The sequence below is a fragment of the Bacillus sp. V5-8f genome, from assembly GCF_002863565.1.
Taxonomy (GTDB): domain Bacteria; phylum Bacillota; class Bacilli; order Bacillales; family DSM-1321; genus Peribacillus.
In genome coordinates this window covers 92375-119121 of sequence record NZ_PGUW01000007.1, presented here as the reverse complement: position 1 = coordinate 119121, position 26747 = coordinate 92375, and the positions used below count along the sequence as shown (strand labels likewise).

General features: G+C 40.4%; 29 protein-coding genes, 1 pseudogene and 1 riboswitch. Of the genes and pseudogenes, 7 read left to right on the top strand and 23 right to left on the bottom strand.

Translation table 11 applies throughout. The features are described from left to right. Positions 1-69: 69 nt before the first annotated feature. On the bottom strand, positions 70-2526 hold the full coding sequence (locus CUU64_RS11405) for a transglycosylase domain-containing protein (protein ID WP_180954562.1): 2457 nt from the start codon (positions 2524-2526) through the stop codon (positions 70-72). 219 nt (positions 2527-2745) lie between these two features. Then, positions 2746-2943, bottom strand: coding sequence for a hypothetical protein (locus CUU64_RS11400; RefSeq protein WP_101633747.1), 198 nt, complete (start codon positions 2941-2943; stop codon positions 2746-2748). 294 nt (positions 2944-3237) lie between these two features. Between CUU64_RS11400 and CUU64_RS11395 the strand changes: the two genes are divergently transcribed. Further along, entirely contained in the window at positions 3238-3762 is a 525-nt protein-coding gene (locus tag CUU64_RS11395) for a universal stress protein (RefSeq protein WP_142383619.1), read from the top strand. A gap of 87 nt (positions 3763-3849) precedes the next feature. Here CUU64_RS11395 and CUU64_RS11390 read toward each other — a convergent pair whose 3' ends face one another. Together CUU64_RS11390 and thiT are read right to left on the bottom strand one after the other, a co-directional pair. Then, positions 3850-4200, bottom strand: a complete 351-nt coding sequence (locus tag CUU64_RS11390; RefSeq protein WP_101633745.1) for a DUF3243 domain-containing protein — start codon at positions 4198-4200, stop codon at positions 3850-3852. Positions 4201-4552: 352 nt separating this feature from the next. Further along, a complete protein-coding gene (gene thiT, locus CUU64_RS11385) occupies positions 4553-5140 on the bottom strand; it encodes an energy-coupled thiamine transporter ThiT (protein WP_101633960.1) in 588 nt (195 codons plus the stop codon). A 111-nt stretch (positions 5141-5251) separates the two neighbouring features. Beyond that, positions 5252-5358, bottom strand: a riboswitch (TPP riboswitch). Positions 5359-5605: 247 nt separating this feature from the next. On the opposite strand from thiT, the gene CUU64_RS11380 reads away from it, so the two are divergent. Then, a complete protein-coding gene (locus CUU64_RS11380) occupies positions 5606-6487 on the top strand; it encodes a cation diffusion facilitator family transporter (protein ID WP_101633744.1) in 882 nt (293 codons plus the stop codon). Between the two features lie 74 nt (positions 6488-6561). Here the strand turns inward: CUU64_RS11380 and CUU64_RS11375 are convergent. The 4 genes and pseudogenes from CUU64_RS11375 to CUU64_RS11360 all read right to left on the bottom strand — a co-directional run. Further along, positions 6562-6807, bottom strand: a pseudogene (locus CUU64_RS11375) (cation:dicarboxylate symporter family transporter); the annotation flags it as partial. A 208-nt stretch (positions 6808-7015) separates the two neighbouring features. After that, positions 7016-7636: an undecaprenyl phosphate transporter UptA gene (gene uptA / locus CUU64_RS11370; protein WP_101633743.1), complete on the bottom strand. Its 621-nt coding sequence runs from the start codon at positions 7634-7636 to the stop codon at positions 7016-7018. 141 nt (positions 7637-7777) lie between these two features. Beyond that, positions 7778-7960, bottom strand: coding sequence for an Lmo0850 family protein (locus tag CUU64_RS11365; protein WP_101633742.1), 183 nt, complete (start codon positions 7958-7960; stop codon positions 7778-7780). A gap of 83 nt (positions 7961-8043) precedes the next feature. Beyond that, the gene (locus CUU64_RS11360; protein WP_257985509.1) at positions 8044-8595 is read right to left on the bottom strand and encodes a YitT family protein; all 552 of its coding nucleotides are present in this window, start codon (positions 8593-8595) and stop codon (positions 8044-8046) included. A 510-nt stretch (positions 8596-9105) separates the two neighbouring features. On the opposite strand from CUU64_RS11360, the gene CUU64_RS11355 reads away from it, so the two are divergent. Then, complete coding sequence (locus CUU64_RS11355) at positions 9106-10455, top strand: hemolysin family protein (RefSeq protein WP_101633740.1); 1350 nt, start codon at positions 9106-9108, stop codon at positions 10453-10455. Between the two features lie 880 nt (positions 10456-11335). Here CUU64_RS11355 and ytvI read toward each other — a convergent pair. Together ytvI and CUU64_RS11340 are read right to left on the bottom strand one after the other, a co-directional pair. Next, entirely contained in the window at positions 11336-12367 is a 1032-nt protein-coding gene (gene ytvI, locus CUU64_RS11345; RefSeq protein ID WP_101633738.1) for a sporulation integral membrane protein YtvI, read from the bottom strand. 431 nt (positions 12368-12798) lie between these two features. Then, on the bottom strand, positions 12799-13503 hold the full coding sequence (locus tag CUU64_RS11340) for a TrkA C-terminal domain-containing protein (protein ID WP_101633737.1): 705 nt from the start codon (positions 13501-13503) through the stop codon (positions 12799-12801). 220 nt (positions 13504-13723) lie between these two features. Between CUU64_RS11340 and CUU64_RS11335 the strand changes: the two genes are divergently transcribed. Next, entirely contained in the window at positions 13724-13927 is a 204-nt protein-coding gene (locus CUU64_RS11335) for a hypothetical protein (protein WP_101633736.1), read from the top strand. 169 nt (positions 13928-14096) lie between these two features. Here CUU64_RS11335 and CUU64_RS11330 read toward each other — a convergent pair whose 3' ends face one another. Beyond that, entirely contained in the window at positions 14097-14513 is a 417-nt protein-coding gene (locus CUU64_RS11330) for a universal stress protein (protein WP_101633735.1), read from the bottom strand. A gap of 299 nt (positions 14514-14812) precedes the next feature. On the opposite strand from CUU64_RS11330, the gene CUU64_RS11325 reads away from it, so the two are divergent. Both CUU64_RS11325 and CUU64_RS22010 read left to right on the top strand, forming a co-directional pair. Further along, positions 14813-16279 carry a SulP family inorganic anion transporter gene (locus CUU64_RS11325; protein ID WP_101633734.1) on the top strand — a complete coding sequence of 489 codons (1467 nt, stop codon included), beginning with the start codon at positions 14813-14815 and terminating at the stop codon, positions 16277-16279. Positions 16280-16453: 174 nt separating this feature from the next. After that, entirely contained in the window at positions 16454-16597 is a 144-nt protein-coding gene (locus CUU64_RS22010; RefSeq protein ID WP_180954560.1) for a hypothetical protein, read from the top strand. A 371-nt stretch (positions 16598-16968) separates the two neighbouring features. Here CUU64_RS22010 and crcB (CUU64_RS11315) read toward each other — a convergent pair whose 3' ends face one another. The 6 genes from crcB (CUU64_RS11315) to modA all read right to left on the bottom strand — a co-directional run bounded on the left by crcB (CUU64_RS11315) (position 16969) and on the right by modA (position 20201). After that, complete coding sequence (gene crcB / locus CUU64_RS11315) at positions 16969-17340, bottom strand: fluoride efflux transporter CrcB (RefSeq protein WP_101633733.1); 372 nt, start codon at positions 17338-17340, stop codon at positions 16969-16971. Then, positions 17337-17720: a fluoride efflux transporter CrcB gene (crcB, locus tag CUU64_RS11310; protein WP_308302369.1), complete on the bottom strand. Its 384-nt coding sequence runs from the start codon at positions 17718-17720 to the stop codon at positions 17337-17339. The genes crcB (CUU64_RS11315) and crcB (CUU64_RS11310) overlap by 4 nt, the downstream gene beginning before the upstream one ends. 108 nt (positions 17721-17828) lie before the next feature. Further along, a complete protein-coding gene (locus tag CUU64_RS11305; RefSeq protein WP_101633732.1) occupies positions 17829-18026 on the bottom strand; it encodes a cold-shock protein in 198 nt (65 codons plus the stop codon). A gap of 196 nt (positions 18027-18222) precedes the next feature. Next, the gene (locus CUU64_RS11300; RefSeq protein ID WP_101633731.1) at positions 18223-18705 is read right to left on the bottom strand and encodes a hypothetical protein; all 483 of its coding nucleotides are present in this window, start codon (positions 18703-18705) and stop codon (positions 18223-18225) included. A 61-nt stretch (positions 18706-18766) separates the two neighbouring features. Beyond that, positions 18767-19423 (bottom strand): molybdate ABC transporter permease subunit, encoded by a 657-nt coding sequence (gene modB, locus CUU64_RS11295; RefSeq protein ID WP_101633730.1) that lies wholly within the window; start codon positions 19421-19423, stop codon positions 18767-18769. A gap of 1 nt (position 19424) precedes the next feature. Then, entirely contained in the window at positions 19425-20201 is a 777-nt protein-coding gene (gene modA, locus CUU64_RS11290) for a molybdate ABC transporter substrate-binding protein (RefSeq protein ID WP_257985508.1), read from the bottom strand. A gap of 215 nt (positions 20202-20416) precedes the next feature. Between modA and spx the strand changes: the two genes are divergently transcribed. Continuing rightward, positions 20417-20812, top strand: a complete 396-nt coding sequence (spx, locus tag CUU64_RS11285; RefSeq protein ID WP_101633728.1) for a transcriptional regulator Spx — start codon at positions 20417-20419, stop codon at positions 20810-20812. Between the two features lie 50 nt (positions 20813-20862). Here spx and CUU64_RS11280 read toward each other — a convergent pair whose 3' ends face one another. From CUU64_RS11280 to CUU64_RS11255, 6 genes are all read right to left on the bottom strand, one after another. Continuing rightward, positions 20863-22308 (bottom strand): HAMP domain-containing sensor histidine kinase, encoded by a 1446-nt coding sequence (locus CUU64_RS11280; RefSeq protein ID WP_257985507.1) that lies wholly within the window; start codon positions 22306-22308, stop codon positions 20863-20865. Then, complete coding sequence (locus tag CUU64_RS11275; protein WP_101633726.1) at positions 22298-22984, bottom strand: response regulator transcription factor; 687 nt, start codon at positions 22982-22984, stop codon at positions 22298-22300. The genes CUU64_RS11280 and CUU64_RS11275 overlap by 11 nt, the downstream gene beginning before the upstream one ends. A 453-nt stretch (positions 22985-23437) precedes the next feature. Then, entirely contained in the window at positions 23438-24364 is a 927-nt protein-coding gene (locus tag CUU64_RS11270) for a cation diffusion facilitator family transporter (protein WP_101633725.1), read from the bottom strand. Between the two features lie 317 nt (positions 24365-24681). After that, complete coding sequence (locus CUU64_RS11265; protein ID WP_101633724.1) at positions 24682-24861, bottom strand: hypothetical protein; 180 nt, start codon at positions 24859-24861, stop codon at positions 24682-24684. Between the two features lie 124 nt (positions 24862-24985). After that, a complete protein-coding gene (locus tag CUU64_RS11260; RefSeq protein ID WP_101633723.1) occupies positions 24986-26065 on the bottom strand; it encodes a copper resistance D family protein in 1080 nt (359 codons plus the stop codon). Between the two features lie 4 nt (positions 26066-26069). Then, the gene (locus CUU64_RS11255; RefSeq protein WP_101633958.1) at positions 26070-26624 is read right to left on the bottom strand and encodes a copper resistance CopC family protein; all 555 of its coding nucleotides are present in this window, start codon (positions 26622-26624) and stop codon (positions 26070-26072) included. Positions 26625-26747 lie beyond the last annotated feature (123 nt).

Here is a 26747-nt window from a genome sequence, read left to right as displayed (position 1 = left end):
ACAAACAACTAATTTATTTAAAAAGGAAACGGAATGGTCTTCCCGTTTCCTTTCCTGTTACATGCTAAGTCATTCTGTGGGCTCGCTAAGTACCCGTTTTCCAACGCTGGTTTTAGGAGGATTTTCTTCCGGCTTTGGCTCATTGGGCTTTTCCTTTGGAGGGATTGGTTCATCCTTCTCCTTAGGAGGCATTGGTTCATCCTTCTTCTTAGGGGGCTTTGGTTCTTCTTTTTCCTTCGGTTTTGGTGGTTCTTGTTGTTCTTTTGGTTTTTGTGGTTCTTCCTTTTCCTCTGGCAGCGGCTTAGGCTGCTGTGATTGTTTATTCTCCGCCGGAGGAGGCGATTGTTCCGTTTTCTTTGGCTGTTGGGTTTCTCCTGATTCTCCCGTTGGCCTTGCTTGTTCCCGTTTTTCATCTGCTTTGACCTGTTGTGGCGGATTCACATTACTCCCGCTGTGTGCCACAGGTTCAGTTGGCGAAGGAGGCTTGTAAGCTCCTTCCTCCTGATCATTTCCTTCAAAGATTTTATCTCTCCACTTTTTAAAGCCCTTTTCCACTTCTACTTTTTTATCATTCCAGTAACGCTGGACTTCTTCACGTTCCTCCTGTTTCTTCCTTTGTTCAATCAGCGGGCCAATTCCCTCGACGTCAAATCCTTGAGGTTCCTGATTCTTTAAGGCTTCAGCCATCAAGTGCTGGAATATGATTGCAGCCCCTTCACTGCTGTGTGTCGTAAGGTGGTTTTTGGCGTCTGTCTTATCATAGCCTGTCCATACCGAGCCGACCACGGTAGGTGTATACCCCACAAACCACTGGTCTTTCACGCCCGTTTCCATCCCATCTATGGGTAGCTGAGTCGAACCGGTTTTTCCGGCAATTTCCCATTCATTCACTGCAGCGTTTTTGCCTGTACCAAAATTAACCACTCCCAAAAGCATGGATGTCATATCATCAGCGACAGCTTTAGTTGTTACCCTTGTTTTCTGCTCCTTCCAGCTTGCAACCAGATTGCCATTCGCATCCTCAATTTTGATGATAGAGTGGGAGTGAACCCGTTCTCCTTCATTGGCAAACGCAGAAAAGGCTCCTGCCATGTCAAGGGGAGATACACCATATTTCATTCCGCCAAGGGCGATGCTGAGGTTTCGGTCATCCTTATCCAACGGAATTCCGAATCTATCAAGGGCAGAAATTCCCTTTGCAACGCCTATCTCATTTAACAGCCAGACAGCGGGAACATTGAGGGATTTCATAACTGCTTCATACATTGGTACCTCGCCTTTATACTTCCCGCCCATATTTGAAGGTTCATAATTCCCGAAAGCCATCTTTTCATCTTTTAACTCGTCCGAAATTGTATAACCTTCCTCAAGCGCCGGTGTATAGACAGCCAGTGGCTTAATTGTAGAACCCGGGCTCCTTTTTAGCTGGGTGGCTCTGTTATAAGCAAGGAATTGATGTTCGCCTCTTCCCCCGATCAGAGCTTTGATCCCTCCTGTTTTAGGATCTAATAGAACCGCCCCGCTTTGGACCATTTTGTCACTGGTCCCTTTTGGAAAGATGGAATTGTTCTGGTATACTTTTTCAACTGCCTGTTGCATGCCCTGGTCAAGTGTAGTATAAATTTTATATCCTCCGGTTAACAGCTCATCCATTTCAATGTGATATGTATGAGAGGCTTCTGAAAGGACATGGTCGACATAATAAGGGTATTTTCCTTTTAAGGGATCCCCTTTATACTTCGTATTCAATGCAACTTTTTCATTCAAGGCTGCATTGTATTGGGTTTTGGTTATAAAGTCCTGCTCCTGCATCCTTGATAACACAAGATTGCGCCGCTGAATCGATTTATCCATATGCTTATACGGATCGAGAGCAGCCGGGACATTGATGATTCCCGCTAACATCGCACCTTCGGCAACAGTAAGATCTTTCACTTCTTTACCAAAATACACTTGAGCCGCGCGCTTAATTCCCCACGCGCCGTGTCCGAAGTAAACTTGGTTAAGGTACATTTCCAGAATCTCATCCTTGGAATATTCCTTTTCTACCTCCCTGGCCAAAAAGAATTCTTCTACTTTTCTTTTATAAGTCCTGTCGGTTTCCAAAAGGCCAATTTTTGTAAGCTGTTGGGTTATGGTGCTGCCGCCTTCTTTAATTTCTCCGGCTTTTAAGTTTATGAAAAATGCCCGTGATATGCCCTTATAATCAACTCCATTGTGGTCATAAAACCGGTGGTCTTCAATGGAGATGACCGCATTGATCACATGTGGCGGAACTTCCTCTATTGAAATCCCCTCTGTTTTATTGGCGCTGATTTTACTGGCCACCCTTCCCTTTTCATCATATATCTCTGTCGAATGCTCGAGCTGGTCCTTCAAATTGCTGATGTTCGTTTCAGGTTTAAACAACGCTAAAAAACCAACTGCAAGCACGGTTACAGCTGAAAAAATAATAAAGCTTCCCCGAATCAGCCAGGAAGGAGTGACACTCTTTATCCCGCTAAAAAAACCGATCACTGCTTTCATACAAACCCCCTATTCCCCGAATAATGGAAAAATAAATTATAATATGTATACGGCGGATCATTACTCTTTTTCTATACCCTCAGGAAGCCAAACTCACACCTAAAATAAAATTTCTTTGATTGTACCTATAATGAAATCAAAAAGAGGGAGTTTTATTGAAACGCCCCCCTTATAAAAATGCAAAAAAACAACCTCCCTTTATAGAGCGGTTGTTTACTTTCAGTTCTTGTTTTGATTTTTTCCAAAATCGGACGTTGTTTCTGTTATGACAGTATATTGCGCCAAAGATACTTCCCTGACTAGCGTCTCCATGTACATATATACGATTTGTCTTGTCTTATGATCCGCACCTAGGATTTGCAAGTGTTTCAAGCAGCGTTTTATCGTGGGGTGTATTTTTGCATCAGCATGAAGCATATATACCACCTCTTTTTTACTGGCTTTTATCAAGAGTATCCTACTTTCCATAAATAAACATTAGACTATTGTCTCATTTGTTAGCTTTTGTCGGAAAATTGCACTTGATATTTCACCAACACTATTGTTAAATGCTTAATATTGAATAAAAAGGGAAAACAAGTAAAAATTATTTTATTTTTAGAAAAAGTAACCTTCATATTTCTGCCGCTTTTATATAAAGTTTTCTTTCCACAGGACGTATATATTTTTTATTGTTTTTTAAGGATTGAACGAGAAAAGGAGCTGAAAAGAATGTTCCCTAAATTAAACCATATAATTGCTGCGTTTGATTGCAGCGAAAACAGCAAAAAAGCAATAGAATGGGGAGCCAGCTTAAAAAAATCTTATCCGGATGCAACGTTGACCGTTGTACACGTATTCAAGGAACGGGTCCAACAAAAAGCGGCAGGGAATCCATCCCCTCGTGGCTTTGCAAATGACGGATTTTATATTGAACCTACGCAAGTTCATTACGTGAGGGACATCGAGCAAAATACATTAGAACATAGCAACGATACACATGCGCTCGTGAAAGACAGTCTAGCTCTTGCAAGAAGTAAAGCACTTTCTGAATTGCGAGGGTTTGGAGTGGAAGGGAAATTTGAAATCCTAGAAGGCAACCCCGCCGAAAGCATTTGTAGCTTTGCGAAAACAACAGACGGTGATGTGATTATTATTGGAAGCAGTTCAAAAAGCGGATTACAGAAATTTTTCCTTGGCAGTACCTCCAGCCGGGTAGCGAATGAAGCTCCATGTACTGTTTTGATCGCAAAGTAAGAAAACATGGAAGCAACTTTTCCCGTCTACAATTTAAAAAAGCTGCCTAACGCACACGATAACTTACTTGCGCAAGACAGCTTTTTCTTATGAATATTTTTTCTCGTCTACAAGTTTAAAAAGCATGTGTGCCAAATGTTGGCGTTCCTCTTCATTACCCACATTCCATAGCTCTTGAAGCAGTTTTTCCTCCCGGTTCCTGGGTTCCACTTTGTCTGAAAGATAGTCTGCGACCTTCTGCGCGATTTTTGTGAGCTGTTCTTCATTTAAACCAATGTTCTGGGCTACATCCAGCCTTCTGTGTAAATACTTTTTAAAGATTTCAAAATTCGATACAATATCCTCTACTCTTCCAGGATCGATTTTGCTTAGAGCTTCATCAACATTCCCGATATTTACATGCCCGTCTTTATGGACAACATGCTCTCTTTCAGCCATGATGGATCCTCCTTTTTATTGATAAGAATCTCCGCCACTTTTCTTAAACAGGAGTTGTTACAATAAATCCTTCCACTTCTGCGGATAGCTAAACCTGTTTGTAGAAAAAATGAGATATTATTATTTCTTACCCAAAGATGGGGAACCATTCGTCGCGAAATGATATTTATGCGTTCAAGGTAAATATATACCACCATCTGCTATATATTAGAATCTCATAGAAAAATGATTGGAAACGAAGAAGCATTTTGCCTGATAACAAATCCTAACCTACCTATTAAGCAAGAACAGAACAACAAAAAAAACATCCCTGCCGCTCTGTTGTGGGTCGGCAAGGATTAGTTATTGGTTATCATCTTGCATGGTTTACATTTTTAATTAACACCCGTGAGGCAGCCGAGTATAGAAGTATCACTACAACTGAGGATAGAACGAAGCTTGCTAACATATATGTTCCATTATATAAAAGAGAAAAAATGGCTACATGCTGCCCTTTCGGCGCTGATGAAGCGAAAAAAACGATGCCCGAAGCATAATGGCAAATAAAACGCAGGAAGCTTCCAACAAACATGCCAAGAATCCCGTAAACCGCTCCTTTACCTTTATTTCCTTCGCTATAGCTTTCTATTACCCGTTTTGCGAATAGCCCGGCAAATCCAACAACTGTAAAGGCTAGGAAATAATCAATAAATCCTTGTACAGGATGCCCAATCCAAGCTGTGCCACTTACTACCTGCAGCAGTCCAAGCAAAAATCCCGTTGCAAGGCCACCTTTGATTCCCCAGCGATAAGCCATCAGAAACACAGGGACCATGGCAATCGATACAGAGCCTCCCTGCGGCCAGATTCTCGAAAAGATGAAATTAGAAACAAGGTCAAGCAGAAAAGCAAGGGCCGCAAAAATGGCTACCTCTACTACAAATAATGTCTTCTTATTCATTTGTCCTTCTCCCTTCTCCACATTCGGGGAAAGCAATTAAGAGAACACCCGTGATTTGCCTTTTAACGAAAAAAGCAATGCCAGGGCGGTAATGGATACACCCTGGCATTGCATAATCCAAAACCACATCCCTACGCTAGCATTAACTAACAGGTTCATAGGGTCAGAACTCAATTCGTTCACTCTCAGCCAATGATATGGCTCCCCTTGTGGACGTATTTTTTTTTATTCCTCGGTTAGAATATACTACTAGTTTAACGGTAATTCAAGCAGAAAAAAAACATAAAGAACGACCTTCATACAAAAAAAGTACCCGTTTTTTAGCTTGAACCAACTTCTTTACCTTAACACAATAACAGTGAAAATGCCCAATAAACATGCAGTTATACGACATTTTTTCTGTAGACTTACCCAACTTTGGTTTGTTATCTTTATTTAGTCTTACTATTCAACGGAGGTAAAAGAATGTTGCGGGAAAATAAAATCAGCCCTGCTGAAAAGGGTGCTTATCTCAGCATAGCTGCTTACATATTCATGGCGACTTTAAAATTATCTATCGGCCATTTTGGTAATTCAAGAGGGTTATGGGCCGATGGTTTAAATAATGCCACGGATATCATTGCCTCAGTAGCTGTTTTGATCGGATTAAAGATTTCCAAGAGACCTCCGGATGAAAATCACTTATATGGCCATATGCGTGCCGAAACTATTTCCTCGCTCGTTGCTGCTTTCATTATGATTACAGTCGGTGTACAGGTTATCTTCAGCGCATTTGAAGCATTTATTGGCGGCACCCAGGAAGATCCGAGCATGCTTACAGCCTATACTGCTTTGTTTTCAGCGCTATTTATGTTTGGGGTTTACCGGTATAACCTGCGGCTAAGCAAACGTCTTAACAGCGCATCTGTGAATGCAGTCGCACAGGACAATAAATCCGATGCCCTGGTCAGTATTGGCGCGTTTGTAGGAATTATTGGGACAAAGTTCGGAGCAGGCTGGCTTGATTCTATTGCCGCCATAGTAGTGGGCCTTATCATCTGCAGAACGGCATGGGAAATTTTCCGGGACGCTTCTCATACGCTTACGGATGGGTTTGATGAAGAATTGCTGCAGCAAATCCACGAGACTATCGGATCTGCACTCCGAGTCAAGGATACAAGTGACTTAAAAGCGCGGATGCATGGAAATGAAATTTTCCTGGAAGCGACCATCCATGTGGATCCTCTTTTAACGGTGAATGAAGGGCATGATATCACAGAGGAAATTGAAAGACTTCTTCATAATAAACATGATATAAAAAATGCGATTATCCATGTTGAGCCATATTATCCCTCCAAGGAATCATGACAACAGCAAAAAAATACAGAAACAACGCCTGGATCAAAAAAATCCAGGCGTTGTTTTTAACTCCTTCCCGAGGTTTACAATCTTCGTTGCCGCCTTCTCTCCTGTTCTGCCACAATTACTGCACAGGCCGCGTCCTCGGTAATATTCATTGCTGTTCTAGCCATGTCAAGAATACGGTCGATCCCCAGAATCAGCCCGATTCCTTCAACCGGCAACCCGACAGATGAAAGGACCATCGCCAGCATAATCAAGCCTACTCCAGGAACACCGGCTGTGCCTATAGAAGCCAATTCAGCAGTTAGAACAACGGTTGCCATTTTACCTATAGCCTGAAATCAACCGAATGATAATTTTTTTAGTTAGCTTCATGACTTGTCTCCCAGAATTAAAAAATTCTAACTTGCTAACTTATTTAGCCTATTAACACCCTTTCGTAAACATGTGCTCAACATAAACACCCTTCTAATAAATTAACATCAAAAAAGCCTTGCCGCCTCTTGCAGCAAAGCCAATTCACCAGAAAACTGGTTATTTCGTTTTTATTTTCGTATGTACAGTGACAATTGGCGGTGTATGCTTCCTTCGCCAAATATAATAAAGAACGGCCATAACAAAAGCTAGGATTACAACCGGGATAATATATGGCTCTGAAATGCCCTTGATCTCCCTCCAGTTACCTCCTAACATCTTCCCTAAAACAAGGAAAAAAATGGTCCATGGAACGATGGCTGCGATTGTGAACATGGTAAATTTAACAACTGACATTTTCGCAATTCCGGCGGGTATCGATATCGCATGACGGACAACCGGGATAAATCTGGCCGTAAAAATGACCCCGGTTCCGTACTTTTGAAACCATTGTTCCGCGACATCTATATGCCTCTCTGTAATGAAAATATATTTTCCATACTTTATTAAGAACGGCCGCCCTCCATAGTAGCCTGCCCAATAAAGAATTAATTGAGCAAGTGTCCCACCGACGACACCCGCTAAAAAGGCACCAAAAAAATGAATCCTGCCGCTCGAGATTAAAAAACCGCCATAGCCAAGCACAAGCTCGCTTGGAATAATTTCAATCATCAATCCAAGGGCAATCCCAGCATAACCTAAATTTGCTAATAATTCGAGAATATTTATTATATAATCCATCTTCGTCGTTCTCCTTAAAAATATTTTGCCTGTCTTTCATCTCTATATCTTATTAAGGAGAATTGTTTTATATTACGGTTTGTCCGGCCACCCCGACCGCATAAAAAAAGCACACCAACAAAGGGGTATGCCATATGTATATTAAAACTCATTCATTTTTTGTTCATCGATTTGCATCATTAACCTATCTGTTTTAGCTACAGTCTGGAGGCCAAGTAACGAAGGATCGGACTCATACAGGCTTGAAAAAACCTCATGCCGTGACTTTGTTTTTTCAATCTTGATTCCTTTATTTCTAAACTTTATAATCGCCTCATTATCCAACTTACTCACCTCTGAAAAATTAATTTGTTCATACATTATATTCCCAATATTTTACGATTCAAAACACCAAAGCAAAGTTTTTGTTACATGGTTTTGACTGAAGTAAGCGACGTAAGTACCCCTACAATAATAATGGTCATACTTGAATAAAAGAAAACAGGCAACCCTACGATTCCAATCCCTGAAAGGATGATACATCCATCAATTATGAAGATTAGAATTCCTACGTTAATGGTAGTATTCCTGGAAATTATCTGGGCGATTAGATCGGTCCCCCCTGTACTTGTATCATATCTCAGCATCAGCCCCACTCCTAAACCGATGATGATTCCGCCAAGAATAGCGCTTGCAAGAACTGGCAATTCCCAATCTGTCTCGATATTTGCAAAAAGGTCGATGCAAAACGAGGAAAAAAGCAAACCGTGTATGCTATGGAAGAAAAACTTTCTTTCAAAAAACCATACATATATGTAAAGTGGAATACTGATCAACATTGTGGTCAGACCGATGGGGAACCCAAAGTAATAATGTATGAGAAGTGCAATTCCTATCAGCCCCCCGTCCAAAAGCTGATATGGTGCCAAAAAGAAATTTACCCCGATGCCGACCGATAAGCTGCCAATCAAGATTGCCATCATTTTTTCAAAAATTTCGGTGCACCCCCTTGTCCCATTCCATAGTAATAACCTATGGGAATATTCCTTTTTTAGTATCGAAATTTTAACAATTTATATGTTTTAGAAAATTCAGTAAATTTATTGCCAGTTTTAGTTTGAAATTCGCTACTATTCGGGAATTATCAACCATATACTTGTAATAATCAACGCTTTTGGCACCATAAACGGATTTGACTGAATTATTTACTTTTTCTATAATGAACTTATTTACTTATTTTTTATCAAGAGGTGATAGCATGGGGTATTGAATTTGGTCCGTATAAGTGAACATAAACTTCCGGCCCGGGCTTTGTGCTATAAACATATATCATTAGTTCCGCTAACCATACATGAGGGAAACCGGCTGCTCCAGAAGTTTATGACCTGATGCGAATATAGATTTATAGAATAAAAGGATTATGCATGATAGACTTTATTACCTTAGGAGGTGGACTCCTTATTTGCCATTCAGGTGAGTAAGGATGATATTTGGACATAATAAACTTGGTTTTTATAGCCATTTTAATTGCTTTGACAGCATTTTTTGTAGCTTCGGAGTTTGCGATCGTCAAAGTGAGGAGTTCAAGGATTGACCAATTAATCGAAGAGGGACGCTCGAATGCAGTCTCGGCAAAAAGTGTGATCTCAGCTCTGGATGAGTACCTTTCAGCCTGCCAGCTTGGAATTACAATTACGGCACTAGGCCTTGGGTGGCTGGGGGAACCGACTATTGACCGGATACTTCACCCATTGCTGCTTGATTTAAATATCCCGGAGGCTGCTTCGAGCATCTTGTCCTTCGGTTTGGCATTCGCGTTCATCACCTTCATTCATGTGGTGATCGGAGAATTGGCACCAAAGACACTTGCCATTCAAAAAGCCGAAACGGTTACCCTTTTGGTGGCCAAACCGCTGATTTTCTTCTATAAGATTATGTTTCCTTTTATTTGGGTATTAAATGGTTCGGCGCGTCTCCTTACCAGAATGGTCGGGTTGAAGCCTGCTTCCGAGCATGAATTAGCCCATACGGAGGAAGAACTTCGCATTATTTTATCCGAAAGCTATAAAAGTGGTGAAATAAACCAGTCCGAGTTTAAATATGTAAATAAAATTTTCGAATTTGACGACCGTATTGCCAAGGAAATCATGGTTCCCCGTACAGAAATCGTAACCCTTAGCCAAGAGGATACGGTAGAAGATTTCCTTGCGGTAGTGACAGAAGAAAAATTCACCCGATATCCGGTGATTGACGGGGATAAGGACCATGTAATTGGGATGGTAAACGTCAAAGAACTTTTTACAGAAATGGTTTCTAACGAAACAAAATCCGGGCAGTCCATCGCAAGTTATATCCGCCCCATCATTCGTGTGATCGACAACATTCCCATTCACGACCTGCTGCTGAAAATGCAAAAGGAACGGATTCATATGGCCATCCTGATGGATGAGTATGGCGGAACCAGCGGGCTAGTGACAGTCGAAGATATCCTTGAAGAAATCGTGGGCGATATTCGTGATGAATTCGATATGGATGAAGTCCCAATGGTCCAAAAAGTGAAAGAAGACCATTTCGTCGTCGAATCAAAAGTGCTTGTAAGCGAAGTCAACGATTTGTTAGATATTGAAATATCCGATGAAGATATCGATACAATCGGGGGATGGATTCTTACTGAAAATTACGAAGCACAAGAAGGAGATGTGCTGCGGCATGGATCCTACTGCTTCAAAATCATTGAAATGGAAGATCACCATATCCGATATATTGAAATTTATAAAACCGTCCAGGAAGTGGAAGATGTGAAACAAGTCCCTCTTCCACAGACTGAAATTGTCTCTTAATACAGCACAGACTTCTGAACTGCAGCATCAAAAACAGCCGGCACTTTTGAGTCGGCTGTTTTTATCCACAAAAGAAAAAGTTATTTATACACGTAGAATGTGTCGTATCGTCATTTTATGCATGATTGCATATAATAAATTGATAGAGATACACTTTCCTATTCAACTGATCGTGTCCCCAAAGGATCACCGCAATGCCAAGCAGGCAAGATAAACATCCAAATCCAATTGAAAAAATGGGATCATTTTTTCTTAACTTACCCATCCCCAATGAAGCGATAATACGTAAACCACCCCTCAAATGCAGTAAAGACTCTTACAAACGAAGGAAACAAATAAAAACTAGGAATTATTCCATAGTCGTTCAAGAAATCTTAGCCCCTGTCATAGTAAACCAGAATGTCAAATATCCGTTCAACATTCGTGCTACTTTTATAGCAATCCATTGAAAACAATAATGTAATCGAGTGAACCGTTTTAGTCACTTCTTGTCCTGCAACTAACGAGAAGCACCCTCTAAGACTTTTTGTTTAGTGTTTGGTACAGTAAAGTAAGAAACAATCAGAATTTTCAGGTCAAGGATTTTACTACTTTCCGACAGCAGTCTCTTTCCTCTCTATTCTCCAACTTAATAAAATACTCGTTTGATCAAAACGTATCTTCTCTGGCATGTCAGGGAACTCTTATAAAAAGGAGGCGATTTATAGTGAAGGTGGTCAATATATGCAGGCATTGCAAAGGAAGAGGGCGAGTGCCCTTCCTCCAATTTTTCTCCCGCTTCTGCACACAATGTAATGGGCTTGGTAAAACAACAAGACATATAAAAGAAATGAAAAAAGGCGAAGGAACATTTTTATAAGATGCCCTTTGCCTTTTTCATTTATATTTGAATATTTCTTTTAATGACGCCCGCTTTTTTTAAAGTTTCATAAATAATCACCAATGCTGGGCCTAAAAATAGTCCAACAAAGCCAAGAATTTTAAAGCCCAGGTACAAGCTGACTAAAGCCGCTAATGGAGTCAAACCAAGGCTTGCCGAATAAACCTTTGGCTCGACGATCCTCCTGATGATCGTGATGACTATGAACATGATAATTAAACCGATGCCTAGATGCTGGTTCCCTTGCAGCATGGCGACAATCGCCCATGGAACCAAAACTGAACCGGTTCCTAAAATCGGCAGAATATCAACAACTACAATTAAAATGGACAATAACAACGTATATGGGACATTAAGAATCCATAGACCTATGTAGGCCATCGTGAATGTTATCAGGCTTAAGAAAAGCTGTGCTCTTAAGAAGCCGATTCCTGCTTTGTTTAAATCCTCGAATACCAAAGATAGCTTCTGATAGGTTGACTCCTGCAGGAAATTCCGCACTTTCCGTTTTATGCGCGGGAACTCGAGGCAAAATAAGAACAAAGCGATCAAGTAAATTAAAAATTCAATTAAAAATCCCGGCACGATCGCAACAAGCTGCACAGAACCTTCAACCAGATTCCTAGCAAAGGTCTCCAACGAGGAAATTCCTCTTTCGAGCGCATTTTCGACAGAGCTAATCACATCTGTAGGAAGAGACTGGGAATAATTTTCCCACTTCCTGATAAAAGGCAACACTGCAGTATTGTATAAATCCTTAACCACTCCCGGGAGTTTTTGGGAAAGGGTAATGACCTGCTTGGTCAAAACAGAAACGATAATGAATACCGCACCCAGTAAACCTCCAACATACACAATAAAAGCAATCAAAACGGACCAGAGCCGGTTAAGTTTGAACGTTTTGCTGATGGAATGGATAAATCCCTCAAGCAGCATCGCCGTCACAAACGCGAAAATCAATGTCCACGAATACGGGACTATGTATAATAATGCAAGTAGGAGGACAACCCTCCAAAACCACCGTAAAAGCATAAAGCCTGTTCATTCCCATCCATTCGCGATTTTATCCACGGCGGCTCTTTAGAAAAAGGCCTGCCAATTTATTAGGTGTAAACCTCCCTTACATCAAACTGTAAGTATCAAAAAAAATGTATCTTTACAGCCGAAGTTTACATTTTAGCAATAAAGTTTCCTTTAGAGCTTATGTAAACCCAAACTACATAGGACGAGGAAAAATAAGCTTCTCTAGCCCTGTGCAGTTTGACCAACCTTACGTGCTGCAATATTGTCCTCATTTCAATTTAATATAATATATATCATAGCTTATTTATACAATCTATTTCAAATTGATTTTTTGCGATTTTCAGCAATTAATCTTTTCGGTTGGCCACCGTTCTTTTCAGTTCTTTTTAGGAAGGAAGCATATACTTATCGGCTTGTGTCTATTTTCCCCTATAGAAGAGTTATACGTGTGGTTCCCCATCTTCTTCCATTTGTCTCTTCTTTTCCAATTCATTCTTAAATTTATCTTCTATTTCCTTTCCATTGCCATACAGGAAAATCTGATCCCCCGCGCGAATGACACTGTCATACAATTCTCGCCGAATCTGCATCTTCCCGCGTTTTATAAAAAGAATGCTTATGTCATCCTTTTTCGAAATGACATCCTCTATTTGCTTGCCAGCTAGATTAGACCCTTCAGTAACGACAATATCAGTAACCAAATCGTCTTTTCCTAAATAAAGGACATCTTTAATAGGCCGCTCATACATTTGGTAATGCTGCTCCATTTCCTCCTCCATTTCTTTTGTGGCACGATTCTTTACCCATGGTGTATATAGAACCCCGATACAAAGTATAAGACCTGCACAAATAAACGACAGCTCCTTGATACGCAGATCATCTGCAAGTATGTTACTTATGGAAGAGATAATCACAGCCAGTGAAAATGCCCCGAATAAAATGAGGAATGCCGCAATTTTTCGGCGGACGGGGTGGTCAATGATTACCTTTGATTCATCTGTAGTGAACCCTGTACCCGTTAACATTGAAATAACCTGGAATCTCGAAACTTTGTTTTTCATACCTGTAAAATTAAAAAGAATGACAGATATTTCAATGACGAGAGCAATGATTAAAAAATATAAGAAAATAAACAAGAAATCCACTGTAAATCCCACCTTTTCATGAACACCTCACTTTAAATTACCCTTTTGAGAGGGTGATAAAAACCATCATAATCTGTCAGTTTTAGTATTCCTTTTTCAGTTTCCGCTAAAAAGAGTGTCATGATTAACACCCTGTTGCAAATACAAGGCATACTAAACACACGTTTTACTTTAGTCCCCAAAGGGAAAGTAGGTAAAAAAGGAAAACGGAGGGATTATCATGAAAAACTCTGAAAAGGATCAGATCCTGAGAGAAAGAAACGACAATTCTAAAGCATTCAGGGAAAACTGGAAGGATCAAAAGGAGAGGGACCAGGTTGTTATGCCAGTTGATGATCTGCCACTTGAAGACATAGATATGGAGTACGAGGAAGAAAGAGATAAGGATGATACAAAAGATCGGTCTTCCAGCGAAAGGCTATAATTGAAAGAATAATCGCCCTGCATAAAGGAATCATAACTTAATTCAGCTCATCCTGTGGCAATACCAATACAGTATGTCAATTACTTTGAAAATTAAGGCATCAATCATACGTTGATTTTCTTAATTTTAACAAACAAAATGCCCTCTCAGAGAGCAGGGCATTTTTATGTCATTTAACAATCATTACAGGACAATGAACACGCTTCGCCACTTTATGGCTGACACTTCCAAGTACCATTTCTTGAAGGGAATTCAATCCTCTGCTGCCGACCACTACAAGGTCATACCCATTTTGGTTCGCATATTCGACAATGGCAGGACCGGGATCACCTTTTAATATCTTAATATCGTATTCTACATCTTCTTCTGCTAATAGATTTTCAATGGGAGATAACCTCTGCTTCCGTCTCTCATTAACCGCTCCCCTATCCCCTTCTAAAAGCACATCGTTTTTGGATGTGGAACTATCGACAACGTACAGCACTGTAATCCTGGCTTTCTTCCAAGTTGCCATTTCAGCAGCCTTTTCCGCGGCACGAAAGGCATGCTCTGACCCGTCGGCAGCCAATAAAATTTTCCGGAACATAAAATCAGTCCCCCTTTCTCATCATTTTTACTCCAATAGTACCACTAAAAGGCAAGTATTATTGATCAAATTTCTGCATTTCCAGCTAGAAAATAATCTATATAAGATATTTGGAGTAAAACAAAGATTAATTTAGAAACAGTGAGTTTTATACGCTTTCATGAAGAGTACAATTTCATAGAGAAACATGTTATAATCGATAGCATTGAAAACGGCCCCGGCTTTCATGAGAGTTGAAAGCCATCTTAAAAAACGATGACTCTGCGATCGTTAAGAAAAAAACTAGAAGGGGTGTTCTATTGAATTTACAAACAATAAAACAGGATTGGTTTGGCAATGTTAGAGGAGATATATTATCTGGCATTGTTGTTGCTTTAGCTTTGATTCCCGAGGCAATTGCTTTTTCCATTATTGCAGGTGTGGATCCGATGGTCGGCTTGTACGCTTCTTTTTGTATTGCCGTTGTGATTTCCTTTGTTGGCGGAAGACCGGGAATGATCTCTGCTGCTACCGGGGCGATGGCATTGGTAATGGCTGACCTGGTGAAAGGCCACGGGTTGCAATATTTATTGGCGGCCACTATTTTGACAGGTGTTATCCAAATCATTCTCGGTGTTCTTCAGATCGGGCGGCTCATGAAATTCATTCCACGCTCCGTTATGATTGGGTTCGTCAACTCGCTGGCAATTTTAATATTTACAGCCCAACTGCCGCATTTTATCGGCGAATCATGGGAAATGTATGCAATGACTGCAGGGGCTTTGGCAATTATTTATCTTTTTCCACGGGTAACGAAAGCAATCCCCTCCCCGTTGGTTGCAATTATTATCATCACAATCATTTCAATTGCAGCGGGAGCTTCCGTCCGTACAGTCGGTGACATGGGAGAGCTAAAACAGGCACTGCCAATGTTCATGCTGCCGAATATCCCTCTCAATTGGGAGACGCTATCGATTATTTTGCCATATTCGATTGCCTTGGCATTTGTAGGACTGCTTGAATCATTATTAACAGCACAAATTGTAGATGATTTAACAGATACCGATAGCAATAAGAATAAAGAGGCACGTGGTCAGGGAATTGCGAATATCGTGGCCGGCTTCTTTGGCGGAATGGCTGGATGTGCCATGATCGGCCAATCTGGTATCAATATTAAATCCGGGGGCCGTGGAAGGTTATCAACATTGGTAGCCGGTGTTTTCCTGATGATTTTGATTGTTGTTTTAAATGATTTGCTGATTAAAATCCCAATGGCTGCGCTCGTTGGCGTAATGATCATGGTTTCAGTTGGAACGTTTGACTGGTCATCCCTTACCAAACTGCATTTGGTGCCAAAAACAGATACGATCGTGATGCTTGTAACCGTAGCAACTGTAGTCTACACACATGACTTATCAAAAGGTGTATTTGCAGGTGTTTTCCTTAGCATGATTTTCTTTGCAGTTAAAATGTCCAAAGTGTATGTTCAAAAGACTGAGAACGGAAAAACAAGCACATATCATATAAAAGGACAATTATTTTTTGCCTCGGTAAATGACTTTATCTCAAGGTTTGACTTCAAAGAAAAAGCTGAAACGATCGTTATTGATTTTTCTAACTCCCATGTTTGGGACGATTCTGCTGTAGGCGCAATCGATAAAGTAGTCTTAAAATACAATGAAAATGGAAAGACCGTGCAGATATTTGGACTTAACAAGGACAGCTCGGCACTTATTGAAAAACTTGCAGTTTATAATAAACCAGGGGATAAAATGGTGAACCATTAAGAGTTAGGAAGTCTGTTTTATTAAGGACTATTCTAATCATTTAATCAGGAAAGCTCACCACTGGATAACATATATAAAAAAGCGTGGACTCATTAGCTGAGCCACGCTTTTTTATATAAATTGTAAGAATAACCATCTCCGAAAAGGAAAAAGTATAACAAAGGAGTGATGAATATGAAAACTGACAACTCATACACCTCTGCGGACTTGTCAGCTAGCTTAGTAAATGAGATTAAATCTCTTGAAAATAAGCTAAGCGAGCAAACCGATAAAGATGTTGTAGTGATTGCTTATGAAAAAGATAGCGATAATGCTTGAAAACAAATAAATCCAATTATCAAAATAATGAACTGCAACAGTAATATTATTTAGATGATAGATGCCTTTTTTGACATACTCTTTCTTACTGCCATTGATGCCAATGTGTTCCACATCGTTATTAGCCGAATACAATTTATCTGAGTGATGAGCATCAGAAATAAGCACCCGATTTCTTTGAGCAGAAATCGCGGCAATATACGAAGGTCAATCATACCGATAATGGATTTGATGATTTATAAACAGATCAGCTAACTCATTCATTAATTAAGTTAAAGTTATAAGCTTAAACCAGACTCAGTTTATTTTAGCCAAATAGAAATGTAAAAAAGGCTGCCTGTAAGGAGGAATCTCCTTGAGGGCAGCCTTTTTTACTGAATAAATTTTAAAATAAGAAAATATCCGGCTGCCGCAGCCAAAATCCCTGTAATTACGGTGGATACTATATAAAATAATGCAATCTTATATTTTTTCTTTTCAATCAACGCCATATTTTCTGTACCAAAAGTAGAGAAAGTGGTATAAGCTCCACAGAACCCAATTCCAAACAAATTCCACAACCATGGTGCCAACGACTGCGACACATACAGCCCGGTAAGCATTCCTAAAAGCAGTGAACCTGTGATATTAATCAGCCATGTACCGGCAGGAAACTCCCCTTTCCCTCTTGACTTTAAGAAAGCACCTAATAAGTATCTGGCAGCTGCGCCAATTGCTCCCCCTGCCCCGATTAACCAGATCATGCGGAATCACCATGTTTTGTAAGTAATAAGTCAGCCAATGCTTTCCCTGCGAATGCAAAGCTAAGCCCCAAGAGGACACTTAAAAGGACATATGAAGCAGCCAATATAACATGCCCCCTCTCTACAAGAATGAATGTTTCCACAGAGAAGGTAGAAAATGTTGTAAAAGAACCCGTAAACCCGGTTCCTAAAAATAATACGATTTGTTGATTCATGTGTTTTTTCTTAGCAAAATAGGTTAACAGCCATCCGAGAAAGAAACAGCCCACCACATTGATAAGGAACGTGCCAATAGGAAATCCTGCATTCTGATGCTTGACCCATTCCCCGGTGTAAAAACGGAATATGCTACCTAGGAATCCCCCAAGGATTATTGACACAATGTTGATAATAACACCCCTCTTTATCACTTACATGAACGCTTATGTACCAAGTATGTTCTTATTCAATAAAAAAAGACCCCCTGAGGAGTCTTTTTCAGCGTTCAATTATTTTTGAACGTTAGCTGCTTGTGGTCCACGAGCACCTTGCTCGATTTCGAAAGTAACTTCTTGACCTTCTTCAAGAGTTTTGAAGCCGTCACCTTGGATAGCAGAGAAGTGTACGAATACGTCGTCTTGACCTTCTACTTCGATGAAACCGAAACCTTTTTCAGCGTTGAACCATTTAACTTTACCTTGAACCATGTATAGTTCCTCCTGTTTGGAAAAAAATCCTTTTTATTACTATTCTTGATTTAGGATAATGTTTCAAGAGGAAACCTAAGATGGATCGCTCTTTTAAACTTATTCCGCACAAAAATAATTGTCTTTAGTATAACTGTTCTACTTTAAAAAAACAAGATTACCGCCAAAAAAATTAACGACAAGTTTTACCACAATTCTACATTTTTCTTCGGAACCCTTCCTCTCTCAAATAGCGCGTCGCTTCTACTGGTGATTCAAAGCACTCCTCAAGGTTTATACCGGAATATACGTTCCAAAGCAAATCCTCATTGGCTACGATGAGCTCCTGTCTACCCGGTCCGACCCATATGCCCTCTACATCTTGGTAAGTATTTTCTTCCCCGCCTGTTTCCTGCACGGGGAGGATAGAAAGATACGAAATGCTATCCTTCACTATTTGTCGAAGTTTACTCTCAGAGTATTCCCTGATATTAACGAACCCCTTGTTATACTTTTCCTTTTTAGGCAAATGGCCTGCGTAGACAAACCCATTCCCATTGGGATGCAAATGCTGGACTACAAGCTTTTTCTCGTGAACACTCCCTGCAAAATGAAAGTTGACCCTTCCAAGAGAAACATCTTTTCGTTCAAGTTCCGGGAATGATTCAATAATTTTTATTTTTTCTTCAAAAGTCAGCACAAAAAGCCCTCTTTTCTTCGTATAATTTTATTGAAAGGAATATAAAACAGAGCTGCCGAATTCAATCCTTTATAAGATGCACCAGCATTAGCATGGCAAAGGAGATCAACACCATCATTCCAACCCACATCCAGGCGGTTTCCATGTCCCCTGAATCCATCGCAACATATATTGCTGTGGGTATTGTTTGCGTTTTCTCCGGAATATTGCCCGCAAACATCAGGGTGGCCCCGAATTCCCCAAGAGCTCTCGCAAAGCTTAGAATGGCCCCGGCAACGATTGATTTAGCAGCCAAAGGAAGCGCTACTCCTATAAACACTTTCCATTCATTCGCCCCATCTACTCGGGCCGCATTCTCAATATCACTGTCAATCCCCTCAAATCCTGTTTTTGCGGATTGATACATCAAAGGGAAAGCAACCACTACCGAGGCAATGACTGCAGCCCACCACGTAAACATGACAGGCTGATGGAACAACCATTCAATACTGCGGCCTCCAGGACTATTTTTACCAAAGATTACAATCAACAAAAAACCAACCACTGATGGCGGCAGGACAAGCGGCAATATGATTAACGTCTCAATAAAAAGCTGTCCTCTGAATTTCTTTCGTGCCAGCAGCCTTGCTATGAGCGTGCCAAATATGAAAACGATAATCCCGGATAAAATTGCCACCCTGACCGACAAGCCAACCGGCGACCAAAAATCTTCAGCCATGTCAATCTAAGACCTTAAATCCGTATTTTTCGAAAATATCCATTGCCTTTTCTCCTTGCAAATATTGATAAAATTCTTGGCTTTCCGTAAGATGGTTGGAATTTTTTATAATACCCATTGGATAAATAATTTCTTGATGACTTCCTGGAGGGGCCTCTGCCACAATCTCAGCTTTTTTAGATCGTATTGCATCCGTCCGATAAACAATGCCGGCATCAGCATTTCCAGTTTCAACATAGGTCAAGACCTGCCTCACATCTTTTGCATAAACAATGTTTGGTTCTACCTTATCCCACAGCGCAATGGTCTTTAACGTTTCGCGCGCATACTCCCCTGCAGGTACGACTTCGGGAGTGCCGATTGCTATTTTTGAAACATTCCTAAGATCATCAAAGGAATGAGTCTTTAACTTTGATTGTTTTGGGATAACCAAAACAATCTCATTCCCTAATAGATTCCGCTCGGTTTCTATTATTCCATCTTTTACTAATGCATTGAATTTGTCCTGTGCAGCTGAGAAAAATAAATCCACAGGCGCCCCCTGACTGATTTGCTGCTGCAAAGTACCTGAAGCCCCGAAGTTAAAGTGGATGTCAATTCGTTCGTTTTCTTTTTCATATTCATCCCTGATTTCCTCTAGGGCATCTTTTAAACTAGCTGCTGCGGAGACGGTGAGTTCTATATCTTTTGTTGCAGCACCCCGTGTGCCAGCGTTACATCCGCTTATTACAAAAAATAGCATCAGTGTACATAAAAGCATGTGATACTTCTTCATCAAAGCACTTCCTTTTTTCATCCCGCCTATGAAGTTTGGTATAACCTGATTATTCGCAAGGTATAGCTTGGAAAAATGAAAATGTCTAGAAAAAAATACTTTCCTGACATTTAGCTGACACATTTTAAAGATAAAGTAAGAGTATCACAAAAAACAAATAAAATAACAAACTAAAATCTCTAAAATAATAGCATTTAAAACAAAAGGAGTCGATTCGATTGGTTACCATTTATACAACTCCAAGCAGCCTCGCTTGCAGAAAAGCAAAAGCATGGCTTCAAAAAAACGACATCCCATACAACGAAAGAAATATATATGCAGAGCCTCTGTCAGTGGACGAGATAAAGGAAATACTGAGGAAAACAGAAGGCGGAACAGATGAGATCATTTCGACACGCTCCAAAAAATTCAAAAACCTAAAACTGGACATTAATAACACACCGTTAAATGAGTTATGCAAAATCATCCAGGAAAATCCTGACCTGCTGCGGCGCCCCATTGTCTTTGACCATAAAAATTTACACGCCGGTTACAATGAAGAAGAAATGGGCCGGTTCCTTCCCAGAAGGGTTCGCAATATCCAATTGTGGAGAGCAATTAGCCTGATCAATTAATTTTATTCTTTAAATAAGGTTGTCCCTAACCCGGGACAACCTTATTTAGTTTAGCTTTTCAACTGATTATATGGAGTTTCCGCCTTGTGGACCAAGGATATAGTAAACGTGGTCCCGGAATCACTGCTTTCCTTAAGGACGAGGTCCCCTTTTTGCGCTTTAGCCAACATTCTGCTAAAAGGAAGCCCGAGTCCGAGCCCTCGAACTTGGAGCTTTTTCTTTTCTCCCCTGTAGAACGGTTCAAAAATATACCCTTGTTCTTCCGCCGGTATTCCTCTGCCGCGGTCAGTTACATCAATATTTATTCGATTGTTAAAGCTTTTGTAAAGGGATATTTCGATTTTTCTGTCCTCTGCCAGTGCTTGCTTCGCATTATTCAATAAATTAATGAGTATTTCCTGCAATCGCAAGGAATCTACCATACCAAAGAGCAGCTTCTCTGGTACATTGATATTTAATTCGAAATTCTGGTCCTCCTGTGTTACCTTCCATTGATAAGCGATTTCTTTAATGAGCTCATTTAAATTCTCCTGCTTTACCTTAATTGTAAATGCTCCCGATGAAATGGCATTGAAGTCAAGAAGGTCTTCAATCATTCTTTGCAGCCTTTTTATTTCTTTTAACGAAATATCGAGGAATTCCTTGCTTTCTTCCCCTGTCACCACATCATCCTTAACAGCTTGCACCAGACCGCTGATTGAGGTAACCGGTGTCTTTAAATCATGGGTTACGCCAGCAAACAGTTCGGCCCTTAACTTTTCAAGTTGAGTCAGCCGGTTCGTCATCTGCTTAAAGGATTGAACCAGTTCGTATATTTCTTCCTCCCGGGCATCTTCGTGCAAATCGATATCATAGTTACCCTCCCGAATTTGTGCTGCAGCCCTGGCCACTTTTTGAATTGGCCGGGACACCCGCCGGGAAAGTACATAAATTACTGCTAAACCTAAAATCCCCAGGCTCACCAGCATGAATGCAAGCAATCCATGGTCTTGGTTAACCTCTTTTAGCGAGCTTTCATCCTGGACGATAAAGACCCAGCCATATAGTTTTTCCGAAAATTCTATTGGGGACTTTACCACAAATACCTTGTTCCCATTATTCAATTTCACCTTTTGAACGCTATTCTTACTATGGAGAATCGGTTTTTGAATTCGATCTTCTCCTTCTTTTATATAGATTTGCGGATTTGTGAAGATAATCAGTCCATCCGGATCCGTTATATAAATGATTGGCTCTTTATTCAGATGCAGAATTTTTTCCCGTTCATTGATAATGCCGGATAAAATAGGCCCACTGACTACTTTGCCATTATCCTTAATCGCCCGATCGGCCGTCTCATCCGATAAATATTTCAATAAATTGAGACGGTATTCAAGGGCAGTCTGCTGCATCCACCACATCGAAAAGACCCCTAAAAATAGCAAGCCTACAAAAAGGGTCAGGACATATCTTGTTGTCCAATACCTTAGAAGCGTTGTCCGTTTCTTAGTTCTCATTAACACACAGCTGATACCCCAATCCTCGTAGAGTTTTAATTTCTCCGTCCCTGTCAGGCCAATTTTCTAAGGCTTTTCGAATGCGTTTAATGGCCAGGTCCACGGCACGGTCGCTGCCGTCATAATCCAATCCCCATACCTGTTCAATCAACTGTTCCCTCGTAAAGATTTGGTTCGGGTTTTTTGCAAAAAAAACAAAAAGTGATAGATCCCTTGGTGTCAAACTCACTTCATTCCCATTCACCTGGATGCTGTAGGAATCCAAATCGACCTTGAGGCTTCCAAACTGCCTTACATTTTCCTCAGCAAGGATACCCGGAGAACGCCTCAACACCGCATGCACACGCGCTACCACTTCCTCTGCCACAAAAGGCTTTGAGATATAATCATCCGCACCGGTCTTGAACCCTTCTAATTTATAATCAATATCCCCAAGGGCTGTTAGCATAATAACAGGGCACGTGCCTTTGTGGCGGATTTCCTTCAAAATCTCCCACCCGTCTTTTCCTGGGAGCATCACATCAAGCAAAACAAGGTCCGGGCTATTATCAGCAAAAACATTCATAGCTTCTTCACCATCAAACACTTGAAGGACCTGGAAGCCTTCCCGCTGGAGATATGCTTTCAGAACCATTGAAATGGGTTTTTCATCCTCCGCTATCATAATGGTTTTCACGGGAACTCCCTCCCTCTATTTCCGTTATATAAGTCACAATCTAATAATAAAGTCGTAGTCAAATAAGAGTATAGCACATGAATATGTCAGGAAGATGTTAGGCAACGCATGCCAAAATAAGGATAAATTGAAACAGTAAAAATCGTCTATTTTCATATTTTTGTTTCAGATTTTTCCGAGCTTTGTTTTTCCAATCTGCTCTCCTGTTATAAATGCTGAATGATTTATGATGGAAGAATTGCCTGATTATGAAAAACAGCGAACCTTCGATGGTTCGCCTTTTTTGTTCTATTTATAATAGGGGAAGCATGAGTTTCGTTTAACTGCATGACATGATCTTATATATGAATGAATCTCCCATTTAATCATGAATAAGGCCCATATATATTGCAACATGAGTTTAATAGAATGTGTGCTAAAACACCATTTGCTGGCCTCATCAACGTTAGAGAATTAATTACAAGAATCATGAGGATTTGGACAGCCATCCTCTTCTCGTTCCACTTGTATGGTACTATGCTCAATACCAAATTTGTCATGAAGCAAGGTTTGCGCTTCTGATAGAACCAGGTCATGGGTTGCCTGGGGGCCGATTACAACATGACAGCTAAGTGTCGGGAAGCCTGAAGTAATCGTCCAGATGTGCAAATCATGTACACCGGTTACTTTCGGTAATTCGAGCAAGGAAGCCTTTACTTCCTTCATATCTATTTGCTCAGGCACTCCCTCCATCAAAATATGGAACGATTCCTTTGTTACCCTCCAGCCGCTTATAACAATCAAAACCGCCACAATTACGCTAGCGACGGGGTCAGCTATCTCCCAGTTAAAGAAATATATCAATAACGCTGCAACAATGGCACCTGCAGACCCAAGCATATCCCCGATCACATGTAAAAACGCGCTTCTAACATTCAGGTTTTCATCCTTATCGCCTCGCATTAATATCCAGGCAGCGACGATATTAACTACAAGCCCAATAATAGAGATTGAAAGCATTCCCATGCTCTCAACTTCAGGCGGATTCATAAATCTTTGTACCGCCTCAAATACGATATAGATGGAAATAACAAGCAGCGTAACCCCATTAATGGATGCGGCGATTATTTCAAAACGCTTGTAGCCAAAAGTCTTGGCATTGGTTGCCTTCCGCTCGCCAAGGCGTATCGCCAAATAACTTAACCCCAGTGCAGCTGCGTCACTTAACATATGTCCCGCATCAGAAATGAGTGCCAGGCTGTTTGTAAGAACCCCCCCTATTACTTCAACGACCATAAAAAGAGAGATTAATATAAACGCAGAAAGAAGTGCCTTTTTATTGGATGAGTGATGATGGTGATGATGGCCATGTCCATGCGAGTGTCCGTGATGGTGACCCATTCTGAGCCCTCCTCGTTAAACAATAATAGAAGCTACAAATATAGTATGGAATAGATCTTTACATGTTTCAATATTTTTGTTGCTATCCTTGATATTTCAGGCCTTCTATTAATATTGGCAGGGTGGCTACTGCACCGCGGAAAGAAAAAGCCCACTCCCATGGAATATTCAAATACAAGAACAAAAGCTGACAGGTAATATAGTGCCCGTCAGCTTTCTCTTTGTATATACTTTAATATATATTGGCCATGTGAAATACCTGGTGTAATCATGCAATGGTTGAAATCTATATAAAGTACATTTAGGAGAAAAGCTTCTTATTCCTCCCGGGATGTATCATCCACAATAGCCCATAATTCCTTATTGAAAAGCTCATTGTTGCAGACTAGGCTATGGTTGCCTTCTTGATCTCTTAGGTTTTGGGTATCACTGGAAGCATGAACATCGTCTACTAAATAGTCTGCTTGTCCATTAACCTGCTTTTCCTGGTCTTTCATATTCATTCCTCCCTTTTTCTTCTATGTTCCCCTAAAAGGGGTTATTTAACCTCTTTTACGAACCATTGAAAATATAAAAAAATCAGCCTGCAAGATTTTACAGGCTGTTTGATCAAGCTACTATTTAACCAACAATGTTAAAGGCCAACATAAATGCCATATAAAGGGCAATGATTAAACAACAGCCCAAAACGACTGCTAAAAGCGGGAGCTTCCGCCTATGGCTGATAATCATAAATAGTAGGATTATTATAGAAATTAACAGAAACATGAACGAAAGGATCGATGGCGAAAGACCGGCCTGGAATGGAGATGTTACTTCTTTATTTAAAAGCAGTTCCACCCATTTCGCCGATCCTTCTGTACGGACTGTAAGGTCTACCTCATGTGGAGGAGAAAGAGTTCCCATTACTCCGGTGAAAAAAAACACGAACATTAGTAGAATAGTTTCAGCCTTAATCCAAGGAAGCGGATCATAGGAAGAATCCTTCACCTTTTTTGCAAGAATGCCGTTAATACACGCAAACACAATGACCGGAATGATGCTTATGTGCTTGAGTAATAGCATTTGTCCATATGGCAGAACCCAAGCCTTTAGGTATTCATCCGGTTCAACTATTAGAAACATAACAAGTAAGCCGCTTATGATGATCATAACTACAGAAACCACTGCAAACGGTGTAAACCACTTTAAAAAGCGCTCCCAGTTGTTGCTGTTGCTTGAAAACCAACCAACATTGAGAAGGATCCCCACCCAGATTACCGCCACTGCAAAGTGAATGCTATGATTAATAAGGCCATACCAAAACGAAAGACTAGAGATATGGCTTGCGTATCCGATTGCGAGGATCATGAGAAGTAACCAAAACGACAACATATATTTTGATCCTTGTACGTATATTGTCAAGTATAAAAAAGTAGCCATAAACCCAATAAAAATCCACGCTTTTCCAACTTGAAATTCTGTCAGGAAAGATAATGCCGCTGGACCCAGTGCAAGGCTTCCTTCAAAGTACAAGATGACTTGCAAAACAGGGATAAATGTAAAAAATATAATCCCAAGACAGGAAAGCAATAAAACTGGTTTCGGTATAAACACTCCCGGCTTACTTTTTTCCGGTACAAACTGAAGCACAACATGGCCAACAAGAACGGAAAACGACAAATATGTGAAAAATTCAGCAACCGGAGTCAGAACGACCATCCTTTTAACGCTTCTTTCTCAGTATTAAAAATAAACCGGCTACCAAAATAAGAACGAGAATGGAAGCAACAACAGTGATTAGTGTACTTCGGGTAGTATCAGATTCTTTTGGAGATGCACTTTTCTCATGCTCAATTCCAGTAGGCTGTTTTTTTTCCGTTGCCTCACTTTTGTCTGGTTCCTCAATACTTTCCTGTTCATTTTCCATATTATCTTGCAACTGAACTGTAAAAGATATATTCCCCGTTATCGGATGTCCGTCGGCTCCAACAATTTTCCATTCGACTACGTAAGGTCCGTTTCTTAAAGATTCAGATAATGTCCCAATCAAGCGGTTTTCCTCGACCTTAATTTGTTGGAATGGGATTTCAGTTCCGTCCTTTATTAGTTTCATCGTACTTAATGTTTCTATTTTTGTCTCATATGTAAGAGTTATTTCTTTTAAATCTTCGATAACCACCTGTCCATCTTTTGGATTGGACGATGACAGTCCAGTATGAGCGCTGGTAATGCCAGGTACCAAAAAGAACACCGCAAAAAATAACAATAGTTTCTTCAAGTTGCTGCTCCTTTCTTTGTGCAATGTTTTTTTCAAATTAACCACTTTATATTAACATTTCACCCGATAGTTCGCACTTTTACCTTTTAATTTAGAAAAAGAGAGAGCCAACGGGCCCTCCCT

What these genes read in the sequence shown, in the direction of transcription:
- CUU64_RS11305 (WP_101633732.1), bottom strand. Translation starts at nt 18,026, where the DNA reads ATGGTTCAAGGTAAAGTTAAATGGTTCAACGCTGAAAAAGGTTTCGGT.
- CUU64_RS11260 (WP_101633723.1), bottom strand. Translation starts at nt 26,065, where the DNA reads ATGGTCGTTCTGACTCCGGTTGCTGAATTTTTCACATATTTGTCGTTT.
- CUU64_RS22010 (WP_180954560.1), top strand. Translation starts at nt 16,454, where the DNA reads ATGAAAACTGACAACTCATACACCTCTGCGGACTTGTCAGCTAGCTTA.
- thiT (WP_101633960.1), bottom strand. Translation starts at nt 5,140, where the DNA reads ATGAATAAGAAGACATTATTTGTAGTAGAGGTAGCCATTTTTGCGGCC.
- CUU64_RS11405 (WP_180954562.1), bottom strand. Translation starts at nt 2,526, where the DNA reads ATGAAAGCAGTGATCGGTTTTTTTAGCGGGATAAAGAGTGTCACTCCT.
- CUU64_RS11270 (WP_101633725.1), bottom strand. Translation starts at nt 24,364, where the DNA reads ATGGGTCACCATCACGGACACTCGCATGGACATGGCCATCATCACCAT.
- uptA (WP_101633743.1), bottom strand. Translation starts at nt 7,636, where the DNA reads ATGGATTATATAATAAATATTCTCGAATTATTAGCAAATTTAGGTTAT.
- CUU64_RS11335 (WP_101633736.1), top strand. Translation starts at nt 13,724, where the DNA reads ATGAAAAACTCTGAAAAGGATCAGATCCTGAGAGAAAGAAACGACAAT.
- CUU64_RS11400 (WP_101633747.1), bottom strand. Translation starts at nt 2,943, where the DNA reads ATGCTTCATGCTGATGCAAAAATACACCCCACGATAAAACGCTGCTTG.
- CUU64_RS11265 (WP_101633724.1), bottom strand. Translation starts at nt 24,861, where the DNA reads ATGAAAGACCAGGAAAAGCAGGTTAATGGACAAGCAGACTATTTAGTA.
- CUU64_RS11280 (WP_257985507.1), bottom strand. Translation starts at nt 22,308, where the DNA reads ATGAGAACTAAGAAACGGACAACGCTTCTAAGGTATTGGACAACAAGA.
- CUU64_RS11390 (WP_101633745.1), bottom strand. Translation starts at nt 4,200, where the DNA reads ATGGCTGAAAGAGAGCATGTTGTCCATAAAGACGGGCATGTAAATATC.
- crcB (WP_101633733.1), bottom strand. Translation starts at nt 17,340, where the DNA reads ATGATCTGGTTAATCGGGGCAGGGGGAGCAATTGGCGCAGCTGCCAGA.
- CUU64_RS11380 (WP_101633744.1), top strand. Translation starts at nt 5,606, where the DNA reads ATGTTGCGGGAAAATAAAATCAGCCCTGCTGAAAAGGGTGCTTATCTC.
- CUU64_RS11360 (WP_257985509.1), bottom strand. Translation starts at nt 8,595, where the DNA reads ATGGCAATCTTGATTGGCAGCTTATCGGTCGGCATCGGGGTAAATTTC.
- modB (WP_101633730.1), bottom strand. Translation starts at nt 19,423, where the DNA reads ATGGCTGAAGATTTTTGGTCGCCGGTTGGCTTGTCGGTCAGGGTGGCA.
- CUU64_RS11330 (WP_101633735.1), bottom strand. Translation starts at nt 14,513, where the DNA reads ATGTTCCGGAAAATTTTATTGGCTGCCGACGGGTCAGAGCATGCCTTT.
- CUU64_RS11395 (WP_142383619.1), top strand. Translation starts at nt 3,238, where the DNA reads ATGTTCCCTAAATTAAACCATATAATTGCTGCGTTTGATTGCAGCGAA.
- ytvI (WP_101633738.1), bottom strand. Translation starts at nt 12,367, where the DNA reads ATGCTTTTACGGTGGTTTTGGAGGGTTGTCCTCCTACTTGCATTATTA.